This is a genomic window from Arhodomonas sp. AD133, assembly GCF_051195215.1.
Classification (GTDB): domain Bacteria; phylum Pseudomonadota; class Gammaproteobacteria; order Nitrococcales; family Nitrococcaceae; genus Arhodomonas.
Genome location: NZ_JBNAZM010000041.1, coordinates 22,430 through 40,618, shown reverse-complemented (window position 1 = coordinate 40,618; position 18,189 = coordinate 22,430). Strand labels below are relative to the sequence as shown.

14 protein-coding genes and 1 tRNA gene are annotated in these 18,189 nt (G+C 65.7%); 7 read left to right on the top strand and 8 right to left on the bottom strand.

What is annotated here, in order from left to right; genetic code table 11:
• Positions 1 to 153: 153 nt before the first annotated feature.
• Together ACPEES_RS18230 and fliK are read right to left on the bottom strand one after the other, a co-directional pair.
• Positions 154 to 441: an EscU/YscU/HrcU family type III secretion system export apparatus switch protein gene (locus ACPEES_RS18230; protein ID WP_435105014.1), complete on the bottom strand. Its 288-nt coding sequence runs from the start codon at positions 439 to 441 to the stop codon at positions 154 to 156.
• On the bottom strand, positions 428 to 1,528 hold the full coding sequence (gene fliK / locus ACPEES_RS18225; protein ID WP_435105013.1) for a flagellar hook-length control protein FliK: 1,101 nt from the start codon (positions 1,526 to 1,528) through the stop codon (positions 428 to 430). The genes ACPEES_RS18230 and fliK overlap by 14 nt, the downstream gene beginning before the upstream one ends.
• Positions 1,529 to 1,681: 153 nt before the next feature.
• Between fliK and ACPEES_RS18220 the strand changes: the two genes are divergently transcribed.
• Complete coding sequence (locus ACPEES_RS18220; protein WP_435105012.1) at positions 1,682 to 2,587, top strand: GGDEF domain-containing protein; 906 nt, start codon at positions 1,682 to 1,684, stop codon at positions 2,585 to 2,587.
• Between the two features lie 13 nt (positions 2,588 to 2,600).
• Here the strand turns inward: ACPEES_RS18220 and ACPEES_RS18215 are convergent, their stop codons facing one another.
• Positions 2,601 to 4,121 carry an SPOR domain-containing protein gene (locus ACPEES_RS18215; protein ID WP_435105011.1) on the bottom strand — a complete coding sequence of 507 codons (1,521 nt, stop codon included), beginning with the start codon at positions 4,119 to 4,121 and terminating at the stop codon, positions 2,601 to 2,603.
• Positions 4,122 to 5,185: 1,064 nt separating this feature from the next.
• Here ACPEES_RS18215 and ACPEES_RS18210 point away from each other — a divergent pair.
• From ACPEES_RS18210 to ACPEES_RS18200, 3 genes are all read left to right on the top strand, one after another.
• Positions 5,186 to 5,262 (top strand) — tRNA-Glu (locus ACPEES_RS18210).
• Between the two features lie 934 nt (positions 5,263 to 6,196).
• The gene (locus ACPEES_RS18205; protein WP_435105010.1) at positions 6,197 to 6,910 is read left to right on the top strand and encodes a Calx-beta domain-containing protein; all 714 of its coding nucleotides are present in this window, start codon (positions 6,197 to 6,199) and stop codon (positions 6,908 to 6,910) included.
• 163 nt (positions 6,911 to 7,073) lie between these two features.
• Positions 7,074 to 7,376 (top strand): fibronectin type III domain-containing protein, encoded by a 303-nt coding sequence (locus ACPEES_RS18200; RefSeq protein WP_435105009.1) that lies wholly within the window; start codon positions 7,074 to 7,076, stop codon positions 7,374 to 7,376.
• Between the two features lie 84 nt (positions 7,377 to 7,460).
• On the opposite strand, the gene ACPEES_RS18195 is transcribed toward ACPEES_RS18200, so the two are convergent.
• A complete protein-coding gene (locus ACPEES_RS18195; protein WP_435105008.1) occupies positions 7,461 to 8,891 on the bottom strand; it encodes an SDR family NAD(P)-dependent oxidoreductase in 1,431 nt (476 codons plus the stop codon).
• A gap of 178 nt (positions 8,892 to 9,069) precedes the next feature.
• Here ACPEES_RS18195 and ACPEES_RS18190 point away from each other — a divergent pair, with 178 nt between their 5' ends.
• A complete protein-coding gene (locus ACPEES_RS18190; protein WP_435105007.1) occupies positions 9,070 to 10,158 on the top strand; it encodes a DUF4185 domain-containing protein in 1,089 nt (362 codons plus the stop codon).
• Here ACPEES_RS18190 and ACPEES_RS18185 read toward each other — a convergent pair.
• Positions 10,151 to 11,764 (bottom strand): FAD-dependent oxidoreductase, encoded by a 1,614-nt coding sequence (locus ACPEES_RS18185; RefSeq protein WP_435105005.1) that lies wholly within the window; start codon positions 11,762 to 11,764, stop codon positions 10,151 to 10,153. The two genes, ACPEES_RS18190 and ACPEES_RS18185, sit on opposite strands and share 8 nt — an antisense overlap.
• 60 nt (positions 11,765 to 11,824) lie before the next feature.
• Complete coding sequence (locus tag ACPEES_RS18180; RefSeq protein ID WP_435105004.1) at positions 11,825 to 12,595, bottom strand: class I SAM-dependent methyltransferase; 771 nt, start codon at positions 12,593 to 12,595, stop codon at positions 11,825 to 11,827.
• Between the two features lie 207 nt (positions 12,596 to 12,802).
• Here ACPEES_RS18180 and ACPEES_RS18175 point away from each other — a divergent pair, with 207 nt between their 5' ends.
• Both ACPEES_RS18175 and ACPEES_RS18170 read left to right on the top strand, forming a co-directional pair.
• Positions 12,803 to 13,993 carry a glycosyltransferase family 4 protein gene (locus ACPEES_RS18175; RefSeq protein WP_435105003.1) on the top strand — a complete coding sequence of 397 codons (1,191 nt, stop codon included), beginning with the start codon at positions 12,803 to 12,805 and terminating at the stop codon, positions 13,991 to 13,993.
• Positions 13,994 to 14,110: 117 nt separating this feature from the next.
• Positions 14,111 to 15,820, top strand: coding sequence for an HAD-IIIC family phosphatase (locus ACPEES_RS18170; RefSeq protein WP_435105002.1), 1,710 nt, complete (start codon positions 14,111 to 14,113; stop codon positions 15,818 to 15,820).
• A gap of 14 nt (positions 15,821 to 15,834) precedes the next feature.
• On the opposite strand, the gene ACPEES_RS18165 is transcribed toward ACPEES_RS18170, so the two are convergent.
• Together ACPEES_RS18165 and ACPEES_RS18160 are read right to left on the bottom strand one after the other, a co-directional pair.
• Complete coding sequence (locus ACPEES_RS18165) at positions 15,835 to 16,827, bottom strand: lysylphosphatidylglycerol synthase transmembrane domain-containing protein (protein ID WP_435105001.1); 993 nt, start codon at positions 16,825 to 16,827, stop codon at positions 15,835 to 15,837.
• Between the two features lie 24 nt (positions 16,828 to 16,851).
• Positions 16,852 to 17,946, bottom strand: a complete 1,095-nt coding sequence (locus ACPEES_RS18160; protein WP_435105000.1) for a hypothetical protein — start codon at positions 17,944 to 17,946, stop codon at positions 16,852 to 16,854.
• Between the last annotated feature and the right edge of the window lie 243 nt (positions 17,947 to 18,189).

Here is an 18,189-nt window from a genome sequence, read left to right as displayed (position 1 = left end):
ACCGATGTCGGGCACCGCCTGCGGCGGTCCCCGACCTACGTGACCGAACCCACGGAACCGACCGGGCAACGCCGCCGCGCTCGCCGAAGCACCGCCGCTGCACCAATGGCCGTAGGTCGGCTGCACTCGGCAGCCGACAGGCCTCGGTGAGCGCTACCGGAACCCCTCCGGCAGCCGGCCTTTCACCAGGTAGGCGAACGCGATGACCTCCGCCACCGCCCGGTAGAGTGCTTCCGGGATTTCCTGGCCGAGCTCGAGTTGGGCGAGTACCCGGACGAGGTCTTCGTCGGCGTGCAGAGGGACGTCGTGCTCGGCGGCGAGGCGCAGAATCTCCTCGGCGGTAATGCCGCGCCCCGATGCCGTCACGCGCGGGGCGCCCTCACCGGAATACTCCAGCGCCACGGCGATCCGGCGTTCTTCCCGGGGATTATGCCTGGTCATCGATCAACCCTGTCGGCGGGTGGTTGTCGTCGGTTCGCGCGGTCGGCGGGACCTGGCTGACGCGTAAGCCGTGAACGGGGATGTCCGCCTGCTCTAGGGCGTGCGCCAGCTCGGGCAGCTCCGCGGCCACGCGTTCGCGCAGGCGGTCCGTGCTCGCGCTCCAGGTCACCGCAAGGCCTTCCGCCGTGTAGTAAAGCCGTGCCTCGACCTCGCCCAGGCCAGCGAAGGTGAGGTGCACTGTCACCGACCACGACGCGGACGTCGTCTGCTCGCCGCCATGCCCGCTACCGGATTCTTCGCGGATTTCCAGGCGCAGATCGTCCAGCCCTTCGCCGTGACGCAGCGGAAGCTCGAAGGCGAGTTGCACGTGACCATCCGGTGTGCGCGCGTGTAGCTGGTTGAGAAGCTGGCGCGACAGGGCCCCGTCCACCGCATCCCGCGCCGTTGCCAATGCATCGCTGCCGGGAACGTTGCCGCCGCGAGCGGGCGATGCGTCGGTACCGTCGGAGCGGGACGTCCGCAGTCGGGCAGCGAGTTGCATCAGTTTCGCACGGAGGTCACGTCCGGCGATCTCTTTCGCCGATTCCGGCGCCGCCGTGATCAGGCTCTCGAACAGCGTGCCCGAGTCACGTAGCGCCTGCCGCAGGCCGTCGGCGGAGGTGAGCTGTGCGGGCTGCGGCAGTGCGGCGAGGGTGGTATCGACGGCGCGTGCCACCGGCGGCGGCAGGCGTCCCGTTTCCGCCACCGTGCGCACGGCATTCAGGCTCTCGGTGACGGGGCGTTGACGTGGCAGGTGGAGGCGCTGCAGACGGGTGACGCTGTCGGTCTCCGCGGGTCGGCGTGCGAGGACTTCGAGTCCGCGCTGGCCACCGGAACCGGTGACGCGCAGTGTCGCCGTGTCCCCGGCCTGAAGGCCGGTTCCGGTGGGCAGGGGCAGGCGCATGCGGCCTGCCAGGAGTGCGAGTTGCCCGTTGGCATCCCGCGCCACGGTCGCGTCGAGAGTATGACCCACGGGCAGCACGCGCAGCGTTGGCCGTGCGTCCGGGGGAATGCTCAGGCGTGGCGGCGTCGGTGGTGGGGTGAACATGGGTGACGGGGACCTGTCGAAAAACCGACGCTTGCTCGAACACCGGGCGCGAAGATCCCGACAAGCGGCAGTAAGCGATTGATTGTCAGGGTTTCATGGTTTGATGGCACGGAATTCGCTCCGCTCCACCCGTACGACTGTCAGGGTGCCACCATGAACCGGGAACGCCAAGAGAAACCGATCTTCTGGGAAGTCGGCCGGCCGGACGTCACTGCGCTGGCGGGTCTGGGTGAAACCGGGCTGGCCTGGCTGCTCGCGCTGCAGCAGTCGGAGCGCGTCGATGCCTACTGCCGCTGTCTGGTGGGCTGGCTTCGAGAGCAGGCAGGGGTCAGCGCCCTGCGATTCGTCGATGACGAGGGTGTCGTGCGCTTCGAGTCCGGTACGCCGGGGACGGTGGCACAGGTATGGCGGCTGCCCGCGGATGCCGGATACAACGGCACGCTGTTGCTCGGCATCGCCGATCCGCAAGCCGGTACGGCCGTGCCGGCGATTCTCGCCGCGGCGGCGCCGCTGCTTACCCGCGTACTATGCCATGAGCGCGCCGTGAACGCTGCGCGCCGGGACCCGCTTACCGGGCTGCACAATCGGGCCGTCATGGAGGTCTCCCTGGAACAGGAGCTCAGCGTGGTCACGCGCCACGAGACCGACTTTTCCATACTCGTCATCGATGTCGACGACTTCAAGGGCATCAACGACCGGTGGGGGCACCGGGCCGGCGACGCCGTGTTGAGCCGGGTCGCCGACTGCCTGTGCGAGCACTGCCGCGAGTGCGATCTGGCGTTTCGCTTCGCCGGCGACGAATTCGTCATCGGGCTGCGTCATACCGACGAAGCCGGAGCCCACGCTGCCGGACGACGTATCAAACGGGCGCTCGAGAGCGCGCCGGTCGTCCACGATGGTGCGTCCATTCCCCTGACAGTGAGTCTCGGCGTGGCTCATGCGAGTGCCGGCGAGACCGTTGCCCTGCTGTTCGATCGCGCCGATCGAGATATGTATGCGGCGAAGGCCCGGCGGCGGGCACTGGTCGCCGACGTCGAAACCCGAGCGTCGGCACATTGACAGCGCGGACGCGCTATCGACGAATCGAGCCGAAGCGGCGAACGTAGACGTTGTCTGCGCCGATGCTTCCGGGTACCGCCGCCATCGCCGCTGACCGGCTCGGGTAGTCCCCGAGCAGCACCAGAAACCACCGGCCGTCCGAGTCGTCGATCTCTACAACGCGCGCCTGTTCCCGCACATCGGGGTGATCGGCCAGAAAGCGTCGCGTCGTTGCCTCCTGTCGTCCGGCGATGAGCTGTAGCGTGTAGTGATCCGCCGGCCGGCTTGCCAGCCAATCCCGCGAGCCGGGCGGAGCCGGTTTCTCGGTGTCGGTCGCAGTGGCGTCGTCGTTGCCTGCATCGGTTCCGGAGGCCGGGGTAGGGTCATCCGCCGGCGTCGACGAGTCCTCGGTTTCGGACGTGGCGGCCGCGGAGGCTGGCTGCGCCGGCTTTCGGGTGTCGGTCGGTTGACGGGTATCCGCGGCAGTGTCCGCCGAGGCGTTTTCATCGTCACCGGACGCAGCGCCATTGCTCGGGCGTGATTCCACCTGCCGTGACGGCGCGACGTTCCCATTGTCCGTGGTGGGGTCCGTCGCGGCGATGTCGATGGGCGTGTCGTCAGGGGTGGACGTTTCATCCGGCCGGCGGGCGACGGGGATATCCTCTGCCGGCGGCAGCGTCTCGCTCGGCGATGGCAATGCGAAGGCGATCTCCGGGGGCAGACCTGCCGGCTCGGGCGGTGGTTCCGGCGAAGCCGGATCGGCCGGAGTATTCCCGGTCTCTGTTGCCAGGGCATCCGTTGCCGGCTCGTCACCGTCTTGCGATGGATGCTCCCTATCCGTGTTGTCACTCGTGACGGTGGGGGGCGTGTCGGCGGGGGGCACCGCTGGCCCGTCGGTATTCGCCGGCGCCGGGGCGCTCGCCCATTGCTGCATGCCGAGAAGCACTGCCACCAGGGCGACGACCGGCAGTGCGACCCACAGCGGATTGAGTCGCGGCCGTTCCATCAGGGGCATCGGGCGAGGGTCTTCCGGTGTCTGCAGGCGGATGTGATGAATCTGCTCCGCGCCACGCCCGGTCTCCTGGACAAGCGCCTGCAGCCGCTCGGCTTCGGCTTCCGGGCAGATCAGCGCCAGCGGCATCGCGGCGCCGCGGGCGGCGATACGCCGGCCGAGAATCACGAGATCGCGAACGAGGGGCACGGGTAGTCCATGGGCGCCGGGCACGATCACCGCCAGGCTCCGGCGGCGGTCCTTCAGCCGGCCGGCGAGCGTCGCGGCGGCGTCGGCATCCCCCGGACGCTGCTCGGCATCGAGCATGAGCCGGCTGGCAAGGCGTTCGGCGTGATTGGCCGTGGCACTGTCGATGACCACCGCAGCGGTTTCGCGGTCACCGGCGACGGCACGCACCAGCGCGGGCACCGCGGCGTCGGTGGTGGCCGCCGTCGATGCGCTGACGACCGCGACATCACCGGTGCAGCGCAACAGGTACGTGACCAGATCCAGCCGGGCGGCAACATCCACGTCGTCCGTCAGCGCTGCCTCAGTGTCGCGCATGGTGGAGCCCCTCTTCGTCCATGCCCCGGCAAGCACGCGTGTTCAATGGTCGCAGAGGTCTCGCCCCGCGTCAGCGTCGTGCTCGCCTGACATGCCTTGCGTCGGCGCGAGTGCGCCTTGCCCCCGGAGCGCTGTGGCGCAGGGCAAGGCCTCTGAAAGAGAGTAGTCGCAATGCGGGGCGGTTCAGCGCCCCGAATCAGACGTTCGTTGTTTGCACGCCATTGTCACGCCATATGCGCTGCGGCGGCGTGACGCATCCCTCGTTGAGCGACTTCCGACACGGCAGCGACTGCCGTGTCGGCGCCGGACAACGCTGCGACGACTCCGCTGCGTGGTTGCGCCCGAGCCGTCGACGGCCGATCGGTGCCGCCGTCGGTCATGTTCGTGTGTTCTCGCGTCGCGGAGAGGAGACACATCGGAGGCCGAATCACGGGCATGGGAGGCCGGGAACGACCGGCGCGACGAAACAGCCAGTGGGTGTGCAGGCGCCGCCCTCGGTGGCGCTGGCGCCGCGGCCGCATACGAGTACCAGAACCGGGAAGCGATGGAGGATCTGAACGACGAGTACGAGCGCGGCGAGATACTAATCTTCTCAGAAGTATTGTCATGCGTCAGCCGGTCTGTGCGCCGATGGGGCAAGGCGCGAGGCGCGCCGTGTAGCCGGGCTACATAAGCGGTGAGCAACGCAGATCCCATCGGCGCACAGACCGGCCCAAAGGGAGCGCCACAGCGACCCGGTGGCGGCGTTGCGCTCGCTTGACGTGACCCTGCCCCGCCGGCGCGAGCGCGCCTTGCCCCCGAACCGCTCTGGCGCTCTGACACATGACAATACCTCTGAGAAGATTAGTAAGCCGCGAGGAGTATGAGCGTCGCAAGGAGGCGATCGAGGAGCGCTCCCTGATCGAATAGGCGCAAGGGAACCGCGCCGCCATCGTGGCGCTGGGTCCGGGCGCGTTGGCATCCGACGGTCTTTCGCCCGCAGCCGTGGACGGGATGAAAATCCGCGTGTCGTGCTTGACAGTCACCCAGCGCCATCATAAGATTTGCGCCGCTTTCACGGCAGCGTCCCCATCGTCTAGTCGGCCAAGGACACCACCCTTTCAAGGTGGCGACACGGGTTCGAATCCCGTTGGGGACGCCATTTCCTCCCATCGCACCCGGTTATCCGGCTCGTTTCCGACGTCGGGTACTATCTCCCCCGTGTTTTGCGACCAAAGCGGCGGTCGTGACCATAGCCCGCGTCCTGACCGCCATGGTACCGGCGATGACACGCGCTCACCGATGGCCTCGTGTGGGGTCAGCGCTACCTGCATCCCGGCTTCGCATCCGTGAGCCCACTGTTCCGGCTTGGGATGCTTCGCGCTAGTGTCCCGGAGCAGACGTTTGGTGCCCCGGTAGCGTGCCGACGGCCGTGCGCTGGAACACGTGGTTTGCACGGGCGCAAGCGTGCAAATGCTTCTGTCGAAGCGATCGCCGGGGAAACGTGATCCCGTTGGGGGTCGTGTTTTGGAGTGGTTATCGCTCGTTCTGTGCCATCGTTAAAAGGCGACGGAATTTGCGGGAAAACGAAGGACACGTGCGAATCGCGAACAACCGCGGCAACAGGCGGTTCTCCGGCTTGGAACGTCGGTTTGAAACCGCATGTGTGTACGAAAATGCAACGGTGGTGGATGTCGTCGAGCGACGACAGGAATTGACCGAGTAAACAGAATGTTACGTGTGCGCCGGAATGTGACGGAGCTGACATAACCGGTCATGCCGCGACTGGTAGGCTCTCCCGCCAATAAACAACCACGCCGGGCACGGCGGTTAGCGTACACATTCAACATTGGAGGCGGTTCAAGGGCGCTTGCCTACGTAAGATATTCCGATTCACTCATATACCGGTGACAAGGCCGTTTACGAATCGATTGCCGATCGATTGCGTTTGCGATGTTGTCGTCGGGGATTTCATCCCGTTGCCAAGTATTCGGTGCCCGTACGGCAGCGACAGGGGAGGTCATGCCTGACGGGTCATTTTCCGCAACGGGTATTTTTGCCGCAGTTTTCGGCAGCACAGAGCTGGGGGGATCGCTATGCGACTCATCAAAACGTTACTGATCACCACCGTCATTGCGGGCGGCCTGTTGACCAATGCACATGCCGGAAACGGAGGACCTCGCGCATTCGCGTTGACCTCCAATGCGTATTCGGTCGATGAAGGCGCCGGGCATGTCACGGTCACGGTGACACGGACAAAGCATTCCAATGGAAAAGGCTCCGTTTCTTACTCGACACGCTATGTCGATGGCGCGTCCAATGCGGCGGAATCTGGGACGGACTATGATGCGACGGCCGGAGAGCTGACCTTCTCCAAAGGGCAGTGGACCGCGTCATTCGATGTTGCCGTTAATGACAATGGCAATGACGACGGCGACAGAGTCTTCGAAGTCTACCTCTACGACCCGAGCACCAACCTGACCTCGCCCAGCGAAGCGACGGTGACCATCGTTGACGACGATACGTCCTCCACGACCGAGACCACCAGCTCGCTGACGGTGCAGTGGAGCGCCCCCACGGAGCGGGAGGATGGTGAGCCCCTGGACATGTCGGAGATCGGGGGCTATCGGATCTACTATGGCACCAGCAGTGACGCTCTCGACAACTCGGTCGAGGTCGCCGACGCATATGCCACGTCCTATACCATCGACGATCTGAGCTCGGACACCTACTACACGGCGGTCACCACGTACGACACTGAGGGCGTGGAGAGCGCGAAATCCGACGTTCACAGCACCACACTTCCCTAGAGCCCCGGTCGGCGCGGCTTCATATCCGTGCCACGTCGGTCATCGTCCCCGCTTATGGTCGCCGTGCATCCGAAGCGCGGCCATTTGCGGGGACGTGCCACTTCTCGCACGCCCTCGTCCAACAATATTATTACTTTTGATCGTAGCCATTGTCGGTGGCCACATGAACGGCGCGCAGGCAGCGTCTACGGGCGACGCCACGGGTTCATTGACGGTGGACTGGACCGCTCCCTCGAAACGGGCGGACGGTGAACCCCTGGATATGTCCGAAATCGGGGGGTACAGGATCCATTACGGCACGAGCAGCGGCTCCCGGGACACGATGGTCGAAGTAGCGAACGCCTATACGACTTCGTACACCATTGACGGATTGGCATCGCAGACCTGCTACATCGCCGTCACGACTTACGATACGCAGGGCGTGGCGAGTGCGCGGTCCGAGGTTCACAGCGCCACGCTTCCCTGACGGCGGGTCGGCGTTGTTCCTCACATGGCTGTCATCCACGGCGGGCGTACCAGACCGGCGCCCGCCATCAGTTTGCCGGTTTCGTCAACCCGCGTTGCGCTCGCCTGCCGGCATTGCGAACCGGCGCAGGTGCTCCAGTAGCACGGGAACCGGATCGGCGCCGCTGTCCTGGAACAGGCTGACGGTCTGGTCCGTGGCGAGCTTCGGCAGTCTCGGACAGTAGATGTCCATGTCGCGCGAGTGTTTCCGCAGGTATCGGCAATGGGCTTCGCCTGCCGTTTTTGCGGCCACGTACTCGTCCATGCCGTTGGGGAGCTCTTCGGCGAAGACTGTGGATGGGTAGAACGCATGCTGGAGCCCTTTCCCTCGAAGCGCGTCCACCAGCCTGGCGAAACCCGATACGTAGAATTCACAGAACGTCGTGAATGCCGGCACGGAGAAGTTCGTGCCGTCGGTGCTGCCGATCGGCGGTGTGGCGAAATAGTACAGGTGTGTGAACGCAACCTGCGGGGACCGCGTGGCCGTGATCCCGGAGAGATCCGCCTGAATGTCGCAGTGCGCCGAATCCGCTCGTCCGCCGTTGCGCGTAATGTCCTCGACGACGCGTGCCGCTTCTTCGTTGCCGCTGCGATACGTGACCGTGACCACGGCGCCTCCGGCAGCCAGCAGCTTGGCGGTTATCTCGCCGAGACCGCGTGATCCGCCAACGATCAACGCGTTCTGATTGGCGAATTCGGCGGGGTCGACGTATGCCTTCAGCTCGGCGACGCCGGGTTGGCGTCGCGGGGCGGGGAGCACGAACGCCCGCAGGGAACCGGCGACGTTCGCGCCGTCCAGGGCGACACGGACCAGTCCGAGCCGGGGGTCGAACCGGTCGACCGCGTAGCCCAGCGAGCGTGTGCTCGGGCGATCGCTCCAATGTAGCTCGAGATCCGAGTACAGGGAATGAAGCCCCGGGCAGTGCATGCCGACCAGGCGCGTGGTGGCTAGCAAAACGGCCAGCTGGTCGGGGGGAAGACGGGTCTGAAGGTTCGGGAACAGAGCCCGTGCCGATTCCCCATCGAGATGAAGGTCCAGTGTTCCCCGGCAGGTGGCGATTTCGTCGATGCCGGGATCGCGAGGCTCGCATTCCGCTGGGCTACTCGATATGGGCGCCTCCCCGGTGCCCGGAGGATTCCCTCGCCATACGAATTTCAGAGTGACCGTTATCGCCCCGTTGGCTGACAGGGCGATATGAACCGTGTCGTGCGTTTCATGGGTAACGGCGCAGGTCACCTGCTGATTCAGAAAAATGGGTTTCGGAAAGCGCGCGGTAAGCGATTCGAGGGCGAAAGCCCGATCGTTCGTGGCGGCCCACCCATCGAGCGCCGAGAGCAGGGAGTGGATGCCGTGGACGACGGGTCTGCCGAACAGCAGTCGTCGTGCCTTGAGCGGGTCCACGTGGATGGGGTTATGGTCGCCCGACAGGCGTGCAAAGGACTCTTGATCGGCCAGGCCGAAGGCTCGCTCGTGCATGGAGGCTCCGAAGGGTGACTGCCGGAGAGTGGGCCATACGGGGATCGGCTCACTGCAGTATTGGCAGTGCGTATCTTGCGATCAAGTGATTCGGCGACCACGCTTTCGGAAACTCATCGTCGCGTGACCGGTGACATTGGCAGCGCTCGTCGCGGTCGCGTGCGCGGAGCGTGGACGCATGATTCGAGTCGCAGTCCTGCTGGCCATTGCATTCGTCGTGATTGCCGAGTTCATTACGACGCCACGCGCTGTGCATCCGCCCAGTCCCGTCATCGAGGGTGTCGAGTTCGATTTCGGCAGCCGCCGGCAATACGCGCCGGGTAGCGACAACTGGGCGGTAACATGGGCGTCGGACGGCCATCAGTACGCTGTCTGGGGCGACGGCGGCGGCTTTGGTGGCAGCAACGAGGACGGTCGTGTGAGTCTCGGTGTGGCGCGGATCGAGGGGGCGTTCGACGCGATGGTCGGCGTCAACGTCTGGGGCGGCAAGAATGCCGAGCGTCCGGCACGCTTTACGGGCAAATCCGTCGGCATCATTGCCTTGGGTGAACGCCTGTACATGTGGCGCAACGGGGATGCGTCCAACAAGTCCGCGTTCCGGTTCTCGCGGCTTTATGTGTCCCGCGATCACGCGCGTAACTGGCAACCGACACGCGTGGAATTCGACTGGCGGGGGACGGATTCGGCGAAGCGCCTTTTCGCACCGACGTTTCTCCAGTTCGGCAAGGCCTACGCGAACGCGCGCGATGACTATGTGTACATATACGCGCCCGAAGCCTTCTTCCAGCGCTGGGAAGTCCAGTATCCGGGCGAGATCAGCCTGATGCGTGTTCCACGGGACCGGGTCGCACGCCCGCAGGCGTATCGGTTTTTCGCCGGGTTGGACGCGTCGGGGCAGCCCCGGTGGACGCGCGACATCGCCGCACGCAAGCCCGTGTTTTCCGATCCCGCCAACGGTGTGATGCGGGCCAGTGTCAGTTACAACCCGGGAATCGGCCGGTATCTGCTCACCGTTCAACAGGTGAGCCGTTTTCGCAGCCGTAACGGCTATATCGGCATCTACGATGCGCCCGAGCCCTGGGGGCCGTGGACCACCGTGCTGTTCGAGAATGCGTGGGAGACCGGTCTTCAGACGGGGGAGAAGACCGTGTTGTGGAATTTTTCCAACAAGTGGCTGTCCCGGGACGGCCGGGATTTCGTGCTGGTCTACACGGGCCCCGGTGCCGACAATCTCGGCGTGATGCGCGGGTCGTTCACGCTCAGGTAGTGGCGGTCACCGACACGGACGCGGGCTCGGTGCCTGCCGCCGCCAGGTGGTCGGCGAGGCGGTGTGCCAGCGCGACAATGGTCAGCGTTGGGTTGGCGATACCCGAGGTCACGAACACGCCGCTGGTCACGGCATACAGGTTGCGGGTGCCGTGGACCCGCAGGTCCGCGTCGACGACGCTGGTGGCCGGATCGTCGCCCATCCGGCATCCACCCATGTGGTGGTGGGACCACGAGATGCCTGTCGGTTGCTTCACGACCTCGCCGCCAAGCTTCGATACCAGCTCATGGAGTGTTCGTTTCCCGGCTTCGAGGGTCCGGCGGTCCGCCTCGCTCAGCGCCAGTACCGTATTCACGCCGGGCGTGCCGAAATGGTCGCGGGAGGCCGTATCGATGTCGATGCGGTTGAAGCGGGAGGGTTCCATTTCGATGCCGAGCGCTATCTCGAGCGTTTCCGGCCGGCCCGCGCGCATGTAAAAGCCGAAAACGATGCCTCCCAGACCGAGTGCGTGCATCCGGGGGACGAACTGGTAGCTTCGGCGCATCTCGTAGTGATCCGGGACCAAGCCCGGAATGCGAGCCTGATACGTCCACCAGGGGTGTTCCATGAATGCGTGACCGAGCCAGCGCTCGGCCGGCGGCCGCGGGGTCGTCGATGGCTGCGCCGTGCGCCCGTGGAGCAGGCGGACCGTCTCCAGCGTACCGCCGGCGATAACGAACCGCTGGGCGGAGACGGTGTATTCCCCGCCGCTCGGAGACCGCACCGCCGCGCTTCGCACGTTGCCGGTATCATCCGTTGTCAATGCGGTGACCGTCGCGCCGGCCACCAGGGTGACGTTGGTCCGCTCCGAGAGCTCCGGCAGGTAGTCCGTTGCGAAATGCACGGGCCGGTCCGTCGTGACCAGGCCCGTGGATTCGGGAACGGGATCCAGGACAATGCCCTTTGGACCCAGGAGCTCGTCCAGGGTGATGTCGTAGCCGCCGGATACGATACGCTTGACCGCAGTGATCAGGGGCTCGCGAATCGGCGGCAGCGGCGCCTCGCGCGGACCCATGTACCGGGAGAGCTCGCCGGCGCGGACGTTGAGCGTCTCCTCCGCGCGTACGTAGTACGGAGCCAATTCGGCATAGTCGATAGGCCAGCCGGGCGTGCCGCGCGCGTAGGGGGAGGAGGCGAAGTCCGCCGGCAACAGCCGCAGGCACCGCCCCGTCCAGATATTCGAGGTGCCCCCTACAGCCCGTAATCGGGTGGCCGGTGTGGGGTACGCCAGCGCCCCCGAATTACCGTAACGATCCAGCCGGCTGCGATGAGCGCCACCGCCTTGTGCCCCCGGCTCCAGGCCGGATTCCAGCAACAGCACCCGCATCCCGTGACGGGCGAGACGCAGGGCGACCGTCGTCCCTGCCGGTCCCGATCCGATGATGCATATGTCGAACGGCTTGCCGGCCGGGAGCTGCTCCAAAGCGGTGGGCGTGAGGCGGGAGAGTGGATCCGGCGGCTCCCGCGATGCCACCCACGCGCCGAAACCGAGTCCGCCCAGGCCAAGTCCGCCTGCTGTGCCGAGCGCTGTGCCGATGAAGGCCCGCCGGCTGATGCGACTGCCCATTCCCGCCCCCTGCGGTGCCGCTTGCACCGGAGACTGCCAGCGTTCGCGCGTGCGCCCCGGTTACGCCGGTTGGCGGCGGCACACTGCGCCGATCTTCTTGGTGAAAAGCCGATTCTTCTTCCCGTACATGATGAAGCAGGCACGGAAGAACAGCGTGAACAGCCCGGAGGCCGCAATGAGTACGTAGTTCAATGGATTTTTCCAGAATACGTACAGGTTCAGCGGAATGACCCGAATCTCGCCGAAACCCGAATACTCCAGCACCTGCCGCAGGGTGTATTCCGTGAACGTATTGTAATGATCGAAGTTCTGCGCGAGTGCTTCAGCGCCGGTTATGGGGTTGGCCCCATTCAGCGCGTGGCAGATCAGGGTGCCCCCAGGGCTGAGCTTGCGTCGGACAAGGGCCAGGAACTCGAGAATCTCCTCCTTGGTGAGGTGATTGAGCTCCTGTTCACAGAAAATGCAATCGAATGGTTCCGGGCTTTGCTCCAGGAACTCGAACGCGTTCGCCGTTTGGCAGTTCAGCCCCTTGCGACTGGCGTACTCGATCTTCTCGGGGAACGAATCGATACCGAGCACGTTGCGGTAGCCTTCCCGGGACAACAGGTTCACGAAGTAACCGGGCCCGCAACTGATGGCGAGAATCCGCGCGTCGCGATCAGCCGGCACATGGCGGAGATAGTTGTACCGGTAGAACTGGAAGAACTTACTGTAGCCACTCTCGATGTCGTCGGGAGCCTCCCAGAAGGAATCGAACGGTTCGATGCGGGCGGTAAGCGTGCGCTTGCCGCCGCCTGCCTCGGTTTTCGCGCTGTGGGCGGTGTCCGGCATCGTTCCCCCTGTCCCGGCTGTTGATTGGTAATGCCGTTTACTGGAGCGTATACGCGCGGGTGTTGCGTTTCCACTGCGAACTGCCAACCGGTCGGTGGCGTAGTCGATACCTGTCGAATATAGTGAGGTGAGGGTGATTGTCTGCGGATCGAACCGACGGGCAACGGCAGCGAGAACTTCCAGCGCGGGGGGGTGGGGGGCGGAGCGGTGAAGCTACTCTTCTGCAACTTCGAGTATCCCCCGCTTGGTGGCGGCGGCGGTGTCGTCAATGCGTGGCTCGCCGAGGAGCTGGCCACCCGGCATGACGTCACGGTGCTCACCTCCCAGGGGTTCCATCTGCCCCGTGAGGAAAAGTGCGGCGGGGTCAGGATCTTGCGGGTCCCGGTGTTGTTCCGGCGTCAGCTCGCCGCAGCCAACCTGCCTTCCATGTTCGCCTATATGGTCAACGGTATCCGCGAAGGGGGGCGGCTGCTCGAGCGAGAATCGTTCGACGTGATCAATACGCATTTCGTGCTGCCGTCAGGCCCCGTGGGGGCCAGGCTCGCGTATCGCTTCGGCATCCCCAATGTCGTCTCCGTGCACGGCGGCGATCTCTACGACCCGAGCAAGCGGACGTCGCCGCATCGCCACGCGTTGCTGCGCAGCTGGGTGCGGCGGCTGCTTCGCAGCGCCGACCACGTCGTCGGCCAGTCACAGAATACCCTGGACAACATGCGCCGGTTCTACACACCCGAGCTCGGCGGCGAGCTCATCCCCCTGGGCATCCGGCGGCCGCCGGCGGCGGCCGGAAATCGTGGCGATTACGGCTTCGCCCCTGACGAGATACTGCTGACGACGGTGGGGCGGCTGGTGGCCCGCAAGGCCATCACTCAACTGCTGACCGTGACGGCCGCTCTCGGTAACGCGAACGTGCGTCTACTCGTGATCGGTGACGGTCCGCAGCGCGACGAGCTTGTGCGCCGGGCGGGCGAGCTGGCGGTCGCTGACCGGGTTCACTTCCTCGGCCATGTGGACGAGGACGAAAAGTTCCGGATCCTGCGCATGTCGGACGTTTTCGTCTCCACGAGTCAGCACGAGGGGTTCGGCCTGGTATTCCTGGAAGGTATGGCGGCAGGGCTCCCGGTGGTGTCCTATGACCACGGAGGGCAGACCGACTTTCTCGCCAGCGACCGCACCGGCTATCTCGTGGCCCTTAACGACGAGACCGCATTCCTCGATGCCTGCCGGCGGCTGGTGCGCGAACCGGCGCTTGGAAAGCACATGGGGCAGGAGAATCGCGCGCGGGCAGAGGCGTTCTTCATCGATCGATGCGCCGAACAGTACGAACGGGTTTTCGAGGCCGCGGTGACAGCCTCGACACGCTCCCGGCGGCTGACCATCGGTGCCGGGCGTTACTGACGCTTCCCGGAGTCCTGTCATGGACCGCGGCACCAGCGCGGCAACGCATGGCAGTCCGCACGGGAAGCCGGGAGAACGACGGCGGCCGTGTGCGACGCCGTCGGGGGGCGACAGGCAATGAATAGCGGCGATCAGCTACGCGGCCTGGTGGTGGCCGACTTCAACGCGGCCAATCTTCTCGCGTATCTGCGCAACCACGACGACTGGCCGGCGGTCGTCTGCGACACGCATCCCTATGGCCAGGTCGTGCAGACGCTGCTGGGGGAGAACGGGCAGGGCCATTATGACTTCGCCGTCGTATGGACACGCCCTGAAAGCATGGTGCCCGCCTATCGCCGTCTGCTCCGCGGTGAAGAGGGCTCGGTGGACGCTGCGCTCGCCGAGGTCGATGAATTCGTCGGTCTCGTCACCCGGCTGGCGGAGCGGGCCGACAACGTCCTGATTCCCACATGGCACGAGTCGATGGCACGCGAGGCGTTCTCGCTGCTGGGTCTCGATACGGAGATCGGCCCGGATTATGCCCTGTTGCGCATGAACGCGAGGCTGGTTGAGCGCGTGGCGGATGTCCCGGGTCTGCAGGTGCTGAACGCAGCCAACTGGTTCGCATCGGCGGGCGAGAGCAGCGTCAGCCACAAGCTCTGGTACCTTTCCAAGGTTCCCTTCGGCAACCGCGTCTTCAAGGCGGCGGCTGCCAGCGTCAAGAGCGCGCTCAGGGGGATCCGGGGCAGGGGCCGCAAGCTGGTGGCGGTGGATCTGGACAATACCCTCTGGGGCGGCACCGTCGGCGATGTCGGCTGGGAACAGCTACGCCTGGGGGGGCATGACCCCCTCGGCGAGGCGTTCGCCGATGTTCAGCGGCTGCTCGCCGATTTCGCCCGGCGCGGCGTGCTGCTTGCCATCGTCAGCAAGAACGACGAGGCCGTGGCACTCGAGGCCATTGGGCGGCATCCGGAGATGATTCTGCGCCAGGACGACTTCGCCGGGTGGCGGATCAACTGGCAGGACAAGGCCGCCAATCTCCTCGAGCTCGTCGACGAGCTCAATCTCGGCCTGGATTCGGTGGTGTTTCTCGATGACAACCCGGTGGAGCGAGCCCGTGTGGCGGAGGCGTTGCCCGACGTGGCGGTTCCCGACCTCCCCGGCGATCCCATGGATTACGCCCGCGCGATCGTCGCCCTGCCGTGGTTCAATCCGCCGTCGTTGACCCGCGAGGATCGGCAACGCGCGAAGGACTACGTCCTCGAACGCAAGCGTCGCGTTGAATGCGCCGGCTTCGAATCCCTGGACGACTGGCTGTACAGCCTGGAGACCGTTGTCGTGCAGGAGCCGCTGGCGCCGGCCAACCTGGCGCGGGCGTGCCAGCTGCTGAACAAGACCAATCAGATGAACCTGGCGACCAGACGCATGTCAGCGGAAGAGCTGCAGGCATGGTCACAGGCGCCCGGGCACGCCACGTGGGTCTTCCATGTGGCGGACAAGTATGGCGATTCGGGCCTCACGGGGCTGCTCAGCGTGGCGCACGAAACCCCGGAACGGATGGGCATCGTGGACTTCCTGCTGAGTTGCCGTGTCATGGGCCGGAAGGTCGAGGAGACGATGGTCGCCGCGGCGGTGCGTTACGCCGCGGAAGCCGGTGTCGCCGAGCTCCGGGCCCGCTACACGCCCACGGCGAAGAACCGGCCCTGCCTCGAGTTCTGGCAGCGCTGCGGTTTCGAGTCATCGGATGACATCGACTTCCGCTGGTATCCGACGCGGGAATACCGCGTTCCCGCCCAGGTCACGCTGCGTGATAGCGATGCCGCGGAGGGGGTGCGTGGCGCGGGCTGAGTGCGCCACTGGTCTCATGCCCGCGGTCGCGCGATGGCGGGGCGACCCATGGTGAAGGAGTAGCCCAGCCACCACGGCAGCCACGCCAGTATCTGCAGCACCCGCGCGAGCAGCGCCAGGGTCAGCGATTGCGTGCTGGGGATGCCGTGGAGGGCGAGAATCATCACGAATACGCCCTCGAAGACCCCGATGCCGGCGACCGAGATGGGCAGACGGGATACCAGGAACGCGGAGAACACCGCAGCGAGGATCACGGGAAAGCTCACCGGCAATGCCAGCCCAAGGGTGAGTACCCAGAAGATCGCCACGGTGAGAAGCCCCTCGGCGACGCTGAGGAGCAGAAACGCCAATAGCGTTCCGCGGTGGTCGCGAAAGCCGAGATACGCCTCGTGTACCTTGAATAGCGCCTTCACGGCTCGAGTCGCGCTGAGTTTCGTCGGCATCCATCGCCGTATCAGGCGATAGGGCCAGTCGGACAGCGATGCGCCGACGGCGGCGATGAGCCCCAGCAACGCCACGATCACCGGCCAGGCCATCAGCTCGACGACGCCGTCGACGCTCGTCGATGCTGCCAGCAGCGCAATGGCGATCGCTGCCAGGGCCGCCGAGGCGACGAAGCCGAGGGCGCGTTCCAGCACGATGGAGGCGACCACGGTGCTCCCGGGCAGTCCCTCACGCTGTGCACACACCGTGCGAATGGCGTCCGCACCGAGCGTGGAGGGGAGAAACAGGCCCCAGACCATGGCGGCGCAGTAGATCTGCGTCGCCCGCAGCACCCCCAGGCTGAGATGCGCCGACCGCAATAGCAGGACCCACTTGTAGGCCATCAGCAGGCGGTCGGCGGTGACCACGACGAACGCGGTGCCCACCACCAACGGCTCGACCGTGCCGAGCACCGCCCAGTGCGCCGCCAGGCCGTCGCCCCACCAGACGATGGCCGCGAGAATGCCGATTGCCGCCGCCGGGCGCAGCCAGCGTGCCAGAGGAGCCAGGTATCGGTATCGCATGCCTCGTCCTGGATGTGTTCGCGTTCAGTCATCGTGCAGGCGCAGCCGGGCACGGCGAATCGAGAAATGGTCGTCGCCGGAGAACACCAGGTGAAGCGTGCGGCCGCCGTCGCGGATCCACTTGCCGGGAAACGTCCCCGTTTCCCCGGGGCCGACGTCCCAGCGCTCGGTGTGGTAGGCGGTGGTCCACGGGCCCCATGGCTCGGGTGCATCGTACACGGCGAACCCCCCTTCGAACCGGGTATCGATTCCCTCGATGGAACCGGGAAGTTGCTGCCACCAGAGGTAGCGCTGGATACCTGGATTGTAGGTCACCGAGGAGCGCAGGCAGTTGCCCGGATTGCCGAATACCGGTCGGCGTTGGGCCACGTCATCCGTCCATCTCGGCGTGCCGTCATCCCCCTGGCCGGCGAAGAACTCGTAGCGGGCCTTGTGGCGCAGCTCGTCCTTCGGCACCCGCATGAGGATCATGTGGTCCGCCGGCCGATAGGCGCTGGGACTGTCGGGGCTGTAGACGTATACGTGATCGTCCCGCGCGCCCGCATAGTCGCGGCCGAAGTTGAGAAACACGCAGTAGCCGAATCGCCGGAACCGCCAGGCGGCCCACTGCCAGGTTTTCCCCCGGTCACCGGACCAGCCGATGCGGCAATGCCGGCCGTTACCGTTGGCGTTGCGCATGAAGGCGTAAAGGGTGCCGTCGATCATCAGCAGGCTGCTGGTCTTCTCCCCGGACGGCCCGTTGCCTCGGCGTTCGAAGGTGGGGGCGCGCAGATTATGGCCCCGGGGGGATGCCGGCCCGCCCCGTACCCGCGCCAGCCCCTGGCTGAGCTTGCGTTCGACGAAGGGTCTGAATCCGCGGCCATCGGCATAGGCCGTATACAGGGCGCCGTTGTCGCCCCAGGTGACTGGCCAGGTGTCGCTTCCCGGCGCGCGTCGAACGATGCTCCACTCGGGCGCCCACTCCATCTGCGCGATGACCGGGCTCGGCGGTTGTGCCGGGCCGTCGTGCCCGTCCGGGCTCACGTTCGCCAGCGCGGCGACCGCCAGCGCCGTGAACACTGCCGCGAAAGGCCAGCGTGCGCGACGCGGCCGTTCGCCCGACTCCTTTGGATATACCATGCCCCAATGTCCCGGTAGGTTGTTGCCAGGCAGCGGCCGTATTGCCCAGAGGATGACCTTGGACAGCGGGAGATGCCCGCGAGGTCGGCCGAATCATCCCGGGCAACGCGTCGAGGTACGCATGTTGCGTAGCACCCACTACAGTGTAAGTAATAGTAATAAGCAGCCCCCACGCCACGTGGCCGGGGGCCATTACGACCGGCGGCACCACAGTTTTGGCGGGCAGCGGACGCCCGCGTGGAA

Excerpts from the sequence above, each read along its gene's own strand:
- ACPEES_RS18230 (WP_435105014.1), bottom strand. The coding sequence starts at position 441 with ATGACCAGGCATAATCCCCGGGAAGAACGCCGGATCGCCGTGGCGCTG.
- fliK (WP_435105013.1), bottom strand. The coding sequence starts at position 1,528 with ATGTTCACCCCACCACCGACGCCGCCACGCCTGAGCATTCCCCCGGAC.
- ACPEES_RS18220 (WP_435105012.1), top strand. The coding sequence starts at position 1,682 with ATGAACCGGGAACGCCAAGAGAAACCGATCTTCTGGGAAGTCGGCCGG.
- ACPEES_RS18215 (WP_435105011.1), bottom strand. The coding sequence starts at position 4,121 with ATGCGCGACACTGAGGCAGCGCTGACGGACGACGTGGATGTTGCCGCC.
- ACPEES_RS18205 (WP_435105010.1), top strand. The coding sequence starts at position 6,197 with ATGCGACTCATCAAAACGTTACTGATCACCACCGTCATTGCGGGCGGC.
- ACPEES_RS18200 (WP_435105009.1), top strand. The coding sequence starts at position 7,074 with ATGAACGGCGCGCAGGCAGCGTCTACGGGCGACGCCACGGGTTCATTG.
- ACPEES_RS18195 (WP_435105008.1), bottom strand. The coding sequence starts at position 8,891 with ATGCACGAGCGAGCCTTCGGCCTGGCCGATCAAGAGTCCTTTGCACGC.
- ACPEES_RS18190 (WP_435105007.1), top strand. The coding sequence starts at position 9,070 with ATGATTCGAGTCGCAGTCCTGCTGGCCATTGCATTCGTCGTGATTGCC.
- ACPEES_RS18185 (WP_435105005.1), bottom strand. The coding sequence starts at position 11,764 with ATGGGCAGTCGCATCAGCCGGCGGGCCTTCATCGGCACAGCGCTCGGC.
- ACPEES_RS18180 (WP_435105004.1), bottom strand. The coding sequence starts at position 12,595 with ATGCCGGACACCGCCCACAGCGCGAAAACCGAGGCAGGCGGCGGCAAG.
- ACPEES_RS18170 (WP_435105002.1), top strand. The coding sequence starts at position 14,111 with ATGAATAGCGGCGATCAGCTACGCGGCCTGGTGGTGGCCGACTTCAAC.
- ACPEES_RS18165 (WP_435105001.1), bottom strand. The coding sequence starts at position 16,827 with ATGCGATACCGATACCTGGCTCCTCTGGCACGCTGGCTGCGCCCGGCG.
- ACPEES_RS18160 (WP_435105000.1), bottom strand. The coding sequence starts at position 17,946 with ATGGTATATCCAAAGGAGTCGGGCGAACGGCCGCGTCGCGCACGCTGG.